The sequence below is a fragment of the Massilia rubra genome, from assembly GCF_011682065.1.
GTDB classification, from domain to species: Bacteria; Pseudomonadota; Gammaproteobacteria; order Burkholderiales; family Burkholderiaceae_D; genus Telluria_A; species Telluria_A rubra.
Map to the genome: position 1 here is coordinate 61869 of NZ_VUYU01000009.1, position 13073 is coordinate 74941.

Annotated in this window: 13 protein-coding genes; 7 read left to right on the forward strand and 6 right to left on the reverse strand. The window is 65.7% G+C overall.

Features of this window, described 5'->3' with window-relative positions:
• Positions 1 to 71: 71 nt before the first annotated feature.
• Positions 72 to 1502: a trypsin-like peptidase domain-containing protein gene (locus tag F0185_RS15760; RefSeq protein ID WP_167225940.1), complete on the forward strand. Its 1431-nt coding sequence runs from the start codon at positions 72 to 74 to the stop codon at positions 1500 to 1502.
• A complete protein-coding gene (locus F0185_RS15765; RefSeq protein WP_167225941.1) occupies positions 1499 to 2470 on the forward strand; it encodes an FHA domain-containing protein in 972 nt (323 codons plus the stop codon). Before F0185_RS15760 ends, F0185_RS15765 begins: the two co-directional genes overlap by 4 nt.
• A gap of 9 nt (positions 2471 to 2479) precedes the next feature.
• Here the strand turns inward: F0185_RS15765 and F0185_RS15770 are convergent, their stop codons facing one another.
• Positions 2480 to 3085 (reverse strand): YdeI/OmpD-associated family protein, encoded by a 606-nt coding sequence (locus F0185_RS15770; protein WP_167225943.1) that lies wholly within the window; start codon positions 3083 to 3085, stop codon positions 2480 to 2482.
• Between the two features lie 91 nt (positions 3086 to 3176).
• On the opposite strand from F0185_RS15770, the gene F0185_RS15775 reads away from it, so the two are divergent.
• The 3 genes from F0185_RS15775 to F0185_RS15785 all read left to right on the forward strand — a co-directional run bounded on the left by F0185_RS15775 (position 3177) and on the right by F0185_RS15785 (position 6249).
• Entirely contained in the window at positions 3177 to 4232 is a 1056-nt protein-coding gene (locus F0185_RS15775; RefSeq protein ID WP_167225945.1) for a sensor histidine kinase, read from the forward strand.
• Positions 4220 to 4933 carry a LytR/AlgR family response regulator transcription factor gene (locus tag F0185_RS15780; protein WP_167225947.1) on the forward strand — a complete coding sequence of 238 codons (714 nt, stop codon included), beginning with the start codon at positions 4220 to 4222 and terminating at the stop codon, positions 4931 to 4933. Before F0185_RS15775 ends, F0185_RS15780 begins: the two co-directional genes overlap by 13 nt.
• Before the next feature lie 104 nt (positions 4934 to 5037).
• On the forward strand, positions 5038 to 6249 hold the full coding sequence (locus tag F0185_RS15785) for an acyltransferase family protein (RefSeq protein WP_167225950.1): 1212 nt from the start codon (positions 5038 to 5040) through the stop codon (positions 6247 to 6249).
• Between the two features lie 130 nt (positions 6250 to 6379).
• On the opposite strand, the gene phaP is transcribed toward F0185_RS15785, so the two are convergent.
• Both phaP and F0185_RS35195 read right to left on the reverse strand, forming a co-directional pair.
• Positions 6380 to 7063 carry a TIGR01841 family phasin gene (gene phaP, locus F0185_RS15790; RefSeq protein ID WP_167225952.1) on the reverse strand — a complete coding sequence of 228 codons (684 nt, stop codon included), beginning with the start codon at positions 7061 to 7063 and terminating at the stop codon, positions 6380 to 6382.
• Between the two features lie 23 nt (positions 7064 to 7086).
• Positions 7087 to 7218: a hypothetical protein gene (locus F0185_RS35195; protein ID WP_267876011.1), complete on the reverse strand. Its 132-nt coding sequence runs from the start codon at positions 7216 to 7218 to the stop codon at positions 7087 to 7089.
• A 236-nt stretch (positions 7219 to 7454) separates the two neighbouring features.
• Here F0185_RS35195 and F0185_RS15795 point away from each other — a divergent pair, with 236 nt between their 5' ends.
• Complete coding sequence (locus F0185_RS15795) at positions 7455 to 8183, forward strand: hypothetical protein (protein ID WP_167225954.1); 729 nt, start codon at positions 7455 to 7457, stop codon at positions 8181 to 8183.
• 23 nt (positions 8184 to 8206) lie between these two features.
• Here the strand turns inward: F0185_RS15795 and F0185_RS15800 are convergent, their stop codons facing one another.
• The 3 genes from F0185_RS15800 to F0185_RS15810 form a co-directional block, all read right to left on the reverse strand.
• Positions 8207 to 9109 carry an ion transporter gene (locus F0185_RS15800; protein WP_167225956.1) on the reverse strand — a complete coding sequence of 301 codons (903 nt, stop codon included), beginning with the start codon at positions 9107 to 9109 and terminating at the stop codon, positions 8207 to 8209.
• A gap of 52 nt (positions 9110 to 9161) precedes the next feature.
• Entirely contained in the window at positions 9162 to 9713 is a 552-nt protein-coding gene (locus tag F0185_RS15805) for an NADPH-dependent FMN reductase (RefSeq protein ID WP_167225958.1), read from the reverse strand.
• A gap of 105 nt (positions 9714 to 9818) precedes the next feature.
• Positions 9819 to 10457: an NAD(P)-dependent oxidoreductase gene (locus F0185_RS15810; RefSeq protein ID WP_167225960.1), complete on the reverse strand. Its 639-nt coding sequence runs from the start codon at positions 10455 to 10457 to the stop codon at positions 9819 to 9821.
• A 248-nt stretch (positions 10458 to 10705) separates the two neighbouring features.
• On the opposite strand from F0185_RS15810, the gene F0185_RS15815 reads away from it, so the two are divergent.
• Positions 10706 to 13054: a S8 family peptidase gene (locus F0185_RS15815; protein ID WP_167225962.1), complete on the forward strand. Its 2349-nt coding sequence runs from the start codon at positions 10706 to 10708 to the stop codon at positions 13052 to 13054.
• Positions 13055 to 13073 lie beyond the last annotated feature (19 nt).

The window sequence follows — 13073 nt, forward strand, 5'->3', positions numbered from 1 at the left end:
CCCCGCCGACGCGCAAATAAGCTAAGCTGGTGGCAAGATAGCGGAAACAGTGCTTGCCACCGAAGGATTGCATGAAATTTGTCAATACTGCAGTGCTTGCTTATTGCTTCGCGGCCCACGCCATCGCGGCGGCGCCGCCCTCGAAGCCTGCTGCGCCGCCCCGTCCGCCAGCTTCCCTCGCCATTCCCGCCGTCGTCCCGCCCACCGCCCCGGCCGTGCTGCCGCCCGGCGCCCAGCCGCCGGCCACGCCCATACCCGAAGTCGACGAGAACGCCGCCCTGCCGCCCCCCTCCTCGGCCGCGCAAAAAGTGTATTCCGCCGCCAAGGGCGACCTGTTACAAATCCGCATGCTGCTCAAGAACGGGCGCAGCCAGTCCACCGTCGGTTCGGGCTTCATGGTCGGCACCAGCAATCTGGTGTTGACCAATTATCACGTGGTCTCGCAAATGGCGATCGACCCGGATGTGTACGTGGGCGAATACATCGATACCGACGGCAAGAGCGGCCCGGTCGAGCTGCTGGCCGTGGACGTGCTGCACGACCTGGCCGTGGTGCGCATCAACCGCAACGGCAGCGGCTTTTTCAATATCCCCGACAAACTGGTGAAGCTGACCCAGGGCCAGTATCTGTATTCGCTGGGCAATCCTCTCGACCTCGGCTTCGCTATCTCGGAAGGCTCCTACAACGGCATCATCTCGCGCAGCTTTTACGACCAGTTGATGTTCACCGGCCCGATCAACTCGGGCATGAGCGGCGGCCCCAGCGTGACCGTGGGCGGCGACGTGGCCGGGGTGAACGTGTCGAAGCGGCGCGATGGCGAGCTGATCAGCTTTCTGGTGCCGGTGCGCTACGCCCAGGAACTGCTGAGAAAAGTGCGGGCGCAGACCGGCAAACCCAAGGATTTCAATCCCCTGATCGGCGAGCAATTGCTGGCGCACCAGCGCGCCATGATCGACCGCCTGCTCGATTCGCCGCTCTCGCTCAAGACCATGGGGCCGTACCAGGTGCCGGTGCGCGAGTCGGAGCAAGTGCGCTGCTGGGGACGCTCGAACGTCAAGGCCGAAGCCACCTTCAACGCCGACACCATGGCCTGCGCGATGGAGTCGGCCATTTTTGTGTCGGACTCGCAACAGACCGGGCATGTGTCGATGACGCACCAGTACGTGCGCTCGGCCATCCTGGACCCGGTGCGCTTTGCGGTGCTGGCCTCGACCCTGTTCAAGACCGATAACCTGGGCAGCACCAAAGACACGCGCCTGACCGGGCCGATGTGCACCGAGAAATTCGTCAAGACCAAGTCGCTCCCGCTGCGCGCGGTGACCTGCGTGCGCGCCTACCGCAAGTTCGCCGGCCTGTACAACTTCACCCTGCTCACCGCCAGCACCGACGACGCCCGCGCCACCTTGCAGAGCCGGCTCGACGTATCGGGCGTGTCGTACGAAAACGGCATGCGCACCACGCGCGCCTTCCTTGAAGCGCTGGCGCGCGGGAACAATAAATGAAGGCGCCCTACTTCATCGAAACCCTGGCGCGCAACGGCGACGTGCTGCACCGGCACCAGGTCGACACGCTGCCGATCCGCTTCGGGCGCGGCTACGACAACGACTTCATTCTCGACGACGCCTTCGCCGCGCCGCGCCACGCCGTGCTCGAAGCGGGCGACGAGGGCCAGGCCGTGCTGCGCGACCTGGGCACCAGGAACGGCGTGGTCCACCTGGGCAAGCGCAAGGACAGCCTGGTGCTGACCGGCGACACCGTCATCCGCATCGGCCACACCACCTTGCGCGTGCGCGGGGCCGACTTTCCGGTCGGGGCGGAGATGGTCGACCGCACCATGCACGGCTGGGAGGGGGGCATTCCCGGCATGGTCGGCCTGCTGCTGATCGGCGCCTTTGCGCTGATCACCACCTGGCTTTCCGACACCCAGGCGTTCCAGTTGATCCGCTACCTGCTGCCGCTGGCGTACGGCATCGGTATCGGCCTGGTATGGAGCGGCGCGTGGGCCTTCGCCAACCGCCTGTTCGGCCGCCACGCGCGGCTCGGGCGCCACCTGTTCATTTTCGGCTGCGGCCTGACGGCGGTGCTGGCCTACAAGCTCGGGGCGAGCGCCATGGCCTATGCGTTCTCGCTCGAAGCGCTCACCGCCTACAGCGCCCATGTGGCCATCGCCATCGTGGCCGGCGTGATCTTCTTCCACCTGGTGACGGTCAAGCCGCACCAGAGCCGGCGCTTTGCGCTGGCCTGCCTGATCATGGCGCTGGTCGGATCGGGCCTGACCCTGATCAGCAACCAGCTGCGCACCGGGCGCGTGGCGGACGAACTGTTCATGTCGGTGCTGATGCCGCCCTCGACGCGCGTCAGCCCCGATCACAGCGTCGACGAATTCATGACCGATGTCGCCGCCATGAAGGCCAGGCTCGACGCGGAGCGCGGCAAGAAGATCAAGGGCGACGGCGGCGACGACGATTGACGCGGCGCTTCAGGTTTTTTTGGCCATCAGCGGATGCAGCATCTCGCCACGCGCCAGCATCGCCGCAAAATTGGCGATGTGGCGCGCGCGCGTTTCGGGCTTTTTGGCGGTCTGGATGCGAAACAGCATCGCGTAGCGGTTCTGCGAATTGAGCGTGGCGAAGAACTCGCGCGCGCCGGGGTCCGCATCGAAGGCCGCCTCCAGCTCGGGCGGCACCTGCGCCGAACTGGCCGGCGCGTAAGCGGCGTCCCAGCGGCCATCCTGTTGCGCGCGCTCCACTTCGGCCAGGCCGGCCGGCTGCATCTTGCCCTCGGCGATGTAGGCGAGCGCCTTGGCGCGGTTGACCTGCGACCAGATACTGCGCGCGCCGCGCGGCGTCCAGCGCTGCAGCCAGTAGTGCTGGTCCTCGGCTTTCTTCTGGCCGTCGATCCAGCCGAAACACAGTGCCACTTCAAGCGCCTCCTGGTACGACACGGTTGGCTGCGGCGCGCCCTTCTTGGCGTGGCGCAGCCACAGGCCGCGCGAACCGGCGTGGTGCTCGGCCAGCCACTGCGCCCACGCGGCTTGCGAGGCGAATGCGCGCGGGGTGGCGTCCTGCGCCAGTGCTGTCTCCATCTTGATGCTCCCGATTCTTTGACATGAACCACAGAATACGCAATCATCAGCGCTTCGACCAGCCCCCCGCATCGCGCACACCTGCCTACTCATGCGATTACAACGCTCCACCATCGTCACCGGCGTCGCCTGGCTGCTGTTCTGGTCACTGCTGGTATCGGTCGCCATCGAAGATTACCTGCGCGACGGCGGTACCAAGCTATGGCAGCCGGTGCTGTGGGAAAGCTCCTCCATGGTGGCCGCAACCTTCTTGCTGGCGATCCAGCGCCGCTTCACGCGCCGCTACGACTACCTGCTGGCGACGCCCTGGCGCTGGTTCGGCCTGCAGGCGCTGTTTTTGCCGATGTACTGGGTCGCCTTCGTGCCGATCGCGTTCGGCATCCGCCATGCTGTGTATGCGCTGGCCGGGGCAAGCTACGAGCACGAAGGCTGGGTCGAAACCGTTGTCTACGAATCGCTCAAGCTGTCGTCGTTCATCGGCTTGTTCACGGTGATGGTGTTCGGCATCCTGTCGTACCAGCAGCTGCTGGAAGAAAAGCTGCGCGCCGAACAGGCCAGCGCCCTGCTGCGCCAGGCGCACCTGCAACGCCTGCGCCAGCAGATGCAGCCGCATTTCCTGTTCAATGCGCTCAACACCATCTCATCCCTGATGCACACCGACGTCGCGCGCGCCGACGCCACCCTGATCGAACTGGCCGACGTGCTGCGCGCCACGCTCGACGTGGGCGAACTGCAGGTGGCGCCGCTGTCGACCGAACTGCGGCTGGTGCGCGGCTACGCCCGCGTGATGGAAGAGCGCTTCGCGGAGCGCGTGAGCATCGCATGGCGCATCGACGACGCTGCGCTGGAGTGCCAGGTGCCGGTGATGAGCATCCAGCCCCTGCTCGAAAACATTTTCAAGCACACCGTGGAACAGCGGCGCGAGACGGTCCGCATCGTCATCTCGGCCAGCCGCCACGACAAGCTGCTGGTGGTGACGCTGGACGACGATATCGGCACGCTGGCGCCAGGCGCGCCGCCGGGGGTGGGCCTGTCCAACCTGCGCGAGCGCATGGCAGCGCTGTATGGCGACAGCGCCAGCATGCAACTGTCGCCGCTTGCGCCGGCCGGCGTGCGCGCAACAATGACCGTGCCATGCGCATCCTGATCGTCGACGACGAGCGCCCCGCGCGCGACAAACTGCGCCACCTGCTGGCGCAGGAAGACGGCGTGGACGCCATTGCCGAGGCGCGCGACGGGGTCGAGGCGATGCAGCGGATCGCGGCGTTCGTACCGGATGCGCTGTTCCTGGATATACAGATGCCCGAAGTGAGCGGCCTTGAACTGGCCGCCTCCTTGCCCGCGCCGGCGCCGCTGATCGTTTTCGCGACCGCCTTCGATCAGTATGCGCTCAAGGCATTCGACGCCAACGCCATCGATTACCTGCTCAAGCCCTACGACCAGGCCCGCCTGCGGCGCGCCATGCAGCGCCTGCGCGAACGCTTCCAGGCGCGCTGTGCGCAAACCCTGCCCCCCTTCGCCGGCGAGCACGCGTTGCGGCAGTTGCTGGTGACCGAACGCGGGGTCACGCGCGTGATCCGCGTCGACCAGATCGGGTGGATCGAAACGGCCGACAATTACGTCATCCTGCACACGGCGGGACAGCCGTTGATGCGCCAGACGCTGGCCGGGCTGCTGGTCAAACTGGGACCGGGCTTCATGCGCTGCCATCGCCGCGCGGCGGTGCAACTGGCCTGGGTCGAGCGGGTCGAGGCGCTCGACAAGGGCGACTGCGAACTGGTCCTGCGCGACGGCGCGCGCGTGCCCTGCAGCCGCCAGTACCGGGGCGCCGTGATGGATCGCCTGTAAGTAAGTGCGCCGTTTCGCCCCACCGTCATCCCGGCTCGCCACATTCCTGTGGCGTGCCGACCGGCCTTGATTCACGCTCGGTTTTTTTCACCTGCGAGCGCGCCATGACAACTTCTCCCGCCCGACTCTGGTTTCTCGACTGGGTCCGCATCATCGCATTTTTCGTCCTGATTCTTTACCACGTCGGCATGTATTACGTGACGTGGGACTGGCATATCAAGAGCCCCTTCGCCAGCGATGCCATCGAACCGCTGATGCTGCTCTCGTCCCCGTGGCGACTCGGCCTGCTGTTCATGGTGTCGGGCGTGGCCTCGAGCCTGATGCTGGTGAAAACCGGCGCCGCACGTTTTTTGGGCCAACGCAGCGTGCGCCTGCTGGTGCCGCTGGTGTTCGGCATGCTGGTGATCGTGCCGCCGCAGGCCTACCTGGAGGTGGTGGGAAAATTGGCCTACCAGGGAAGCTACGCCGACTTCATGCGCCTGTACCTGGGCGCCTACCACGGCTTTTGCAAGGGCGACGATTGCCTGGACCTGCCCACCTGGAACCACCTGTGGTTCGTGGCCTATCTGTGGGTGTACACACTGGTGCTCGGTGGCCTGGTGGCGGCGCTGGGCGGAAGCGTCGACCGGCTGGCCGCGCGCGTGGCCGCCTCGCTGGTGGGCTGGAAGATCATTGTGCTGCCGTTCGTGGTCCTGGCGATGGTGCGTCTGCTGTTGCAGCCCTACTTTCCGACCACCCACGCGCTGGTGGACGACTGGTTCAACCACGCGAACTACGTGCTGCTGTTCCTGCTGGGCGCCACGCTGGCCCGGGCGCCGCAGTTCTGGCCGCGCCTCGAGCCCTTGCGCTGGAGCGCACTCGGCATCGCGGCGGCCTGCTGGGCAACGCTGACCATCTGTTTCGCGCTGCCGGATAGCTTGTTCATTGCGCAAGCGCTGGAGCAGATGTGGAATCTGCAGCGCATCCTGTATTCGCTGTTCTCATGGAGCGCCATCGTTGCCGTATTCGGCTTCGCGTACCGTCACCTGAACCGCGACAGCGCCAACCGGCGTTACCTGGTGCAGGCGGTGTTCCCCGTGTATATCGTGCACCAGACGCTGATCGTCGTGATGGCACATGCAATCGCGCCGGCCAGGCTCGCGCCCGTCATCGAAGCGCTGGTGTTGATCGTGCTCACCTTGTGTCTCAGTTTTGCCGTCGTCGAAGTCGCGCGACGTTCGCGCGTATTGCGGCCGCTGTTCGGCATCAACCCCGTGCCAGCGCCCGCAAAGACCGGGCGCAGCGCGCAGGAAGCGCAGGAAGCGACAATGCAATGAACAAGGTAACGACGCACCGAATTGCCGGCGGGGGCAACACGCCCTCCCCGGCAACGGTCTTGCTAATTCCGACCGGCCCTGTGCCGGTCAGGCGCACCCCTCGCGCTTATTATTGATGATGTCTTGCTGTTCAGGTGTTCTTGCCGGTGCTCGCACCACCCGATTTGCTACCCGTGCTGGCGGACTGGCCTGCCGGCGACGCGCTGGTGCCGTGCGTCGCGCTGCTGCCTTGCATGCTGCCGTGCTGGTCGCTCTGGCTGCTGCCTGCCGAACCGCCCTGCGCGCTGCCGCTCTGGCCGCTCTGCATGCTGGTGCTGCCGCGCACTTCGGTGCTGCCGTTACCGCGCCAGGCGCCGCCCTGTTGCGTGAACGGATCACTGAACTTGCGCATGTTCTCCTGTTGGTTTTGCATGCTGCGTTCGGTTTCTTCGGAAGCGACGCGCGCCACTTCATCCGCCAGGGCGCGCGCCGTGCGGGTGGTTTCCTGCACGTGCTGCTCGGTCACGCGGGCCAGTTCGACCTGCGCATCGGCCGCCACGCGCGAGATGTGCTGCTGGTAGGCGCGCAGTTTTTCGGTGGCGGGCTGGGCGCGCGAGGCGGCAGCGCTGATCACGTCGGTCTGGCGGTCGGCCGTCAGAATTTGCTGGCTGGTCATGGCGGTTTCTTCCAGCAAGGTCTGGGTCAGCTGGATGTTCAGGGCACACAGTTGCTGGAACGAATTGAACAACGATTTCGACATATCGTTGAGGAAGGATACCTGCGCGTCGAAGTGGGTACGCACAGCAGGAGTTACCGATTGCGAATATGGAAACATGTAGTCCTCTTTTATGTAATGAATCAAATACAAGAAGTTGCGGCGCGGCGATAAGCGGCCTTGTTCAGCTGACCTTTTAGCGCGCCGCCGCAGCGCATGCCTGGTGAAGACTGTTTGTCGCCAATCAAAACGATGCGCCAGATCGTCTTCAGCACGAGTCACTAGGCTAGGGGACTAACATCTTGCGGGTTTGATATATATCAAACGTGTTCAAGTCGGCAACGTTGCCAACCGCTTTCTGTCTTGAAATGGTGCATTTGTGCTGCATCGCACCAAAAGCATGCCCGTGCCGGCCGGATTATCAGGCCGGCCAGGGGCTGGCAGTGGCTTGCGGACGTGGCACGGGCCTTGCTTGGATGCATGCTATTAACCAAACAAGGGAGCGTTGACGATGCTACTTAAAAACGACTTGCTCTATTACCCGGCGCAGGCGCGCACGGTCCGCATTTTGTGGATCGACAGCGCCGCCAGCGTTGCCTACACCTTCGACGTGGGCGTGAAAGGTGCGCATCCCGAGCTCGCGCCGCTGCATTGCCTGCACGCCGACCTGGGCGCGCGGCGCGCGCAGCTGATGCTGGTGGACCCGTATGCGGCGCGCGGCGATCCGTCCCTGCTGCCGGCGCGCCACCGCCAGGTGCGCGACCGCGCGTGGGCCGTGGTGCAAGGCTTGATCGCCGACGAACCGGCCATCTACCAGGCGCGCCACCGGGGGCGCATGGTGATGGCGCAAAGCGCGCTGCACGGCGTGTCGCACCCGTCCATCTACCGCTACCTGCGGCGCTACTGGGAGCGCGGCCAGCATCCCGATACGCTGCTGCCGGACTATAAAAACTCCGGCGCGCCGGGCAAGACGCGCGGCTCCAGCGCCGGCGTCAAACGCGGGCGCCCGCGCAAGGCCGGCACTCATCCGGGACTGAACGCCGACGACGGCATCCGCCGCACCTTTCACGCCGCCGTGGCGCGCTACAGCGCCACCCACGCGCAGTTCTCGCGGCGCGGCGCGTACCGCCAGATGATCGAGGATTTTTTCGATCCGCGCGAGGCCGACCGCTTGCCGACTTTCGGTCAATTCAATTACTGGATCGAAAAGGATGCACCGGGTGCGAGCGCCTCGGCGTGAACCGGCGCGCGGGACGACGCAGCTTACCCGGTCGTCTTGTCGTCGTCGTAGGCCGGCAAGGATTCGCCGCAATCCTTGCAGTACTTCGCATCCGGCTCGTGTCCTTCGCTCAGGCACGACGGACAGGTGCGCGTGGTCGGCCGCCAGTTCATGCGCTGCGACGTCATCTCGGCCGTCACAATCCCGGTCGGCACCGCCAGCACGCCCCAGCCCAGCAGCATCATGAACGCGGCGATCAGGCGCCCCAGGTTGGTCTGCGGCGTCAGGTCGCCGTAGCCGACCGTGGTCATGGTCACCGTGGCCCAGTACATCGCCATCGGAATGCTGGTGAAGCCGTTTTTCGGCCCCTCGACCACGTACATCACGGTACCCAGGATGAGCACCGCCATCATCACCACCGACAGGAACACGAGGATCTTGCGCCCGCTGGCGCGCAGGGCGCGGCCCAGGCGCAGGTATTCGGTGATGTACAGCGTCAGTTTGAAGATGCGGAAAATGCGCAGCAGGCGCAGGATGCGGATGTCCAGGAACGCCGACGCTTCCGGCACCAGCAGCGCAAAGTAGGTCGGCAGCACCGACACCAGGTCGATCACGCCGAAAAAACTGGTCGCGTAGCGCCATGGATGGCGCACGCAGCACAGGCGCGCGATGTATTCGGCCGTAAACAGCAGCGTGAAGGTCCACTCCAGCATATTGAGCGGGCGCTTGATGGCGCCGGTCGCCGCTGGCACGCTGTCGAGGATGACCACGGCGATGCTGAGCAGGATGACGGCCACGAGCAGCACGTCGAAATGCCGGCCGGCGCTGGTATCGGCTTCGAAAATGATCGTATAGATGCGTCGGCGCAGCCCGCTATCGGGTTTGCCGAAGACAGGCGGCGTGTGCGGAGCGATGTCCGCGGCGGCAGGCGTGGTGGTGTCGGTCATGGTGCCGGCAGGGTAGCACGGACGAGGGACGCCGGGCGGCGCCCCGTTTTAATTAATCGGCGTGGCGTTCGACCCAGACCGCGAAGGCGTCGACGAACTTCTGCAAAAAGGCCTTGGTGCTGTCGTTGGTGAGGTTGTCGCCGTCGTACTGGCTGGCGACATTGGCCAGGTAGGCTTCGGGCTGCTGCATGGCGGGCATGTTCAGGAACACCAGCGACTGGCGCAGGTGATGATTGGCCCCGAAGGCGCCGAGCGCGCCCGGCGTCACGCTGACCACGGCGCAGGGCTTGCTGCCCCAGGCGCTCTGGCCGTACGGACGCGAGCCGACGTCAATGGCGTTTTTCAGGGCGGCCGGCACCGAGCGGTTGTATTCGGGAGTGCAGAACAGGACCCCGTCGAATTCCTTGAGCTTGTCGCGGAATTCGGTGTAGACGGGCGGCGGCGCCGCGTCGTCGTCCTGGTTGTACAGCGGGAGCTGGCCGATCTCGATGATCTCCATTTCCAGCGTGGGCGGCGCCAGCAGCATCAGGGTCTTGGCGACCTTGCGGTTGAAGGAGTCCTTGCGCAAGCTGCCAATAATGACGGCGATTTTTCGTGAGGCCATGGCGGTCCTTTCGGGGGTGGTTGGTTGGTCGGAGATGCGTGATTTGCAAATCTTAACAATTTTCACAGTACCACGCGCGCGCGCTCCCGAACACCCCCGGAAGGCTTAATAGGCGATGGTAAAACGCTGGCGGCGGTGCGCCGGCTGTTCCAGCTCGTCGATCATGGCCACCGCGTAGTCTTCCACCGAAATGGCGCTGTTGCCGGCGCCATCGACCAGCAACTGGTCGCCGCCGAGGCGGAACACGCCACTGCGCTCACCTGGCGAAATCATCGCCGCTGGACTGAGCATGGTCCAATCGAGCGAGGCTTCGTCGCGCAGCAGATTGAGCGCTTGGCGCGCGCCTTCCGCGCTGGCGCGGTACGCGTCCGGAAAGCCTGGGGTGTCGAGCAGTTGCACGCCAGGCGCGACCTCGAGCGAGCCGGCGCCGCCGACGACCAGCAGGCGTGGCGCGTGCGCCTCCTTGACGGCGGCGATGATATTGCGCACGCCGGACAGGTAATACGACTGCACATCGCCGTGGGCGTGGCCGCTGAAGGCCGACAGCACCGCGTTCGCGCCGGCCAGTTGCGCGGTGAGCGCGGCGACGTCCATCACGTCAGCCTTGCGCGCCGTCAGGCGCTCGCGCGCGGCCAGCTTGTCGGGACGGGTCGCCAGCGCGGTGACGGCATGGCCACGGTTGAGTGCTTCATTCAATAAGGCTGTGCCGATGAATCCGGTGGCGCCGATCAAAACGATGTTCATTGCAATGCTCCTGCTGTGGGGTTGGTATGGAGAGCATCATGCCAGCAAGCATTGATCAGATAAACAGTGTCTTGCGCATTTCATTGTTACCGTTTTCTTATCAATGCAGCGGACTGGGCAATTTGAAGGCGGCTTGCGCTGACGCAAAGCGGACGCTGGCATAACGCCGATTATCGACAACACGCCTGACCGGGCGCATGAAACCGTGTCGTCGCGCGGTGCGGGGCGCCACCCACAGGAGGCACAGCATGGACAAGCATAGCAGTCTGCAAGGCAGGACAAACAGTGCGAGTTACGACCGGCCGCGCGTGGTCGTGCGCTTTCGCGAAGGGGTGCGCCTGGCGGACCGTCCCGACCTGGGCGAGCAGATCGAAAACACCGGCATCGGCCCGTGGCGGCGCCTCCTGGCGCAGTTCCCCGACCTGAAACTGAGCCCGGTCTTCACCGTGCTCAAATCGGACGACCTGCGCGAGCTGCAGCGGCGCGCGGCCGCCACGGACACGTCCTACCGGCCGGCCGACTTCAACACCTTCTATTATGTCGACGCGCCGCCCGAGACCGACCTGATCGAACTGGTACGCACGCTGCTGCGCTGGAACAGCGTCCAGACGGCCTACATCGACCAGGGCGGCCCCGACCCCGCCGTCAACGCGGCCAACGATCCGCGCTCGGTCAACCAGGGCTACCTCGATCCTTCACCGGACGGCATCGACGCCGAATACGCGTGGACCTTTACCGGCGGCGACGGCGCCGGTCAGCGCTTCATCGACCTCGAACGCGGCTGGACGCTCAATCACGAAGACCTGGCCGCGCACGGCGCCACCCTGCTGCACGGGACCCTGCTCGACACCTCGCGCGCGCACGGCACCTCGGTGCTCGGCGAAATCTGCGCGGTCGATAACGCGATCGGCTGCGTCGGCATTGCGCCCAACATCGCCTCGGTCGATGTGGTGTCTTTCCACGGCAGCACGCGCCCGAACGCCGTCATCGCCGCCATCACCAACCTCGCCTTCGGCGACACCTTGCTGCTCGAAGCCCAGGTCGCGCTCAACGGCACCGCCCTGCTCGGCCCCATCGAAGCCTACGATGCCGAGTACGAGGCGATCCGCCTGGCCACGGCGCTCGGGATCATCGTGGTCGAAGCGGGCGGCAACGGCACCAATAACGGCGGCACGCCGGCGCTGAACATGGATACCTACACCACGCTCGGCGGCCAGGCCATCTTGCACCGCGATCCGGGCAATCCGCAGTTCCGCGATTCGGGCGCGATCATCGTCACCGCCGCCAGTTCAACCGCGCCGCACACGCGCCTGGCCTACGGCCCGCACGGCAAGCGCATCGACTGCTATGCCTGGGGCCAGGGCATCAACACCTGCTCGTCGAACGACGCCGGCTCCACCACGGCCTACACCACGGGCTTTTCCGGCACCTCGGGCGCCTCGCCGATCGTCACCGGCGCGGCGCTGGCGGTGCAGGGGCGCGCGCAGGCGCAGCTGGGCTACCGGCTCAGTCCGCGCCAGATGCGCGCAGTGCTCAGCGACCCGGCCACCGGCACCCTGCCCTCGGCGCTCGAAACCACCCAGATCCGCGTCATGCCGAACCTGCGCAAGATCTTCGACACCTTCTTCAACGCCGGGCCGGACGTGTACCTGCGCGACTTCGTCGGCGATACGGGCCTGCCGCACACCGGCGCCATCTCGGCCAGCCCGGACATCATCCTGCGGCCCACGCCCGTGCCCTCGCCGCAGGCCAGCTTCGGCGCGGGCAGCGGCACCGAGAACAATGCGGGCCTCGGCTACAAGGCCGAAGCGGGCCAGGACAACTATATTTATGTGCGGGTGCTGAACCAGGGCGGCTCCGCCGCCGTCAACGTGCAGGCCACCGTGTACTGGGCGCCGGTGGCCACCCTGATCACGCCGGACCTGTGGAACCTGGTCGGCGCCACGGTCCTGCCGAACGTGCCGACCGGCGAGCAGCTGACGGTATCGAGCGCGCTGGTGTGGGCCAAGGCCGGCATTCCCGCACCGGGCCATTACTGCTTCGTCGGGCTGGTGGGAACAAGCGGCGACCCGGCGCCGGGACCGGCCGACTTCCTCAACTTCGATAACTTCCGGCGCTTCATCCGCGAGAACAACAACGTCACCTGGCGTAACTTCAACGTCGAGAACAACGATCCGGACGTCGAAGACCCGACGCTGCCGCGCGGCTTCAAGGCGCTGGCCTTCCTCGCGCCCGGCGCCCCGGACCGCGCCCGCAACATGGCACTGGAAGTGGTGGCGCGCCTGCCGGAAGGCGCGCGGGCAGTGCTGGAAGTGCCGCTGGTGTACTTCGAGATGCTGCGCGAGCGCCGCCAGTACGGGCGCGTGAAGATCGACAGCGAGCGCCGCGTGGCCTTTTTGGCGATCAATGCGAGCGGGCGCACGGCGTTCGGCGAGGTGCCGTTTCCCGCCAAGTCGCGCATGGCGATGCGCCTGCTGGTCGAGATCCCGGAGCAGTACCGCGAACGCACGTTCCAGGTCTACGTGCGCCAGTTGTTCGAGCGCGAGGAAATCGGCAGGGTTACCTGGCAACTGGAGCCCAGGCGCGACGGCAATTGATACGCCGGGCGTCATGGAC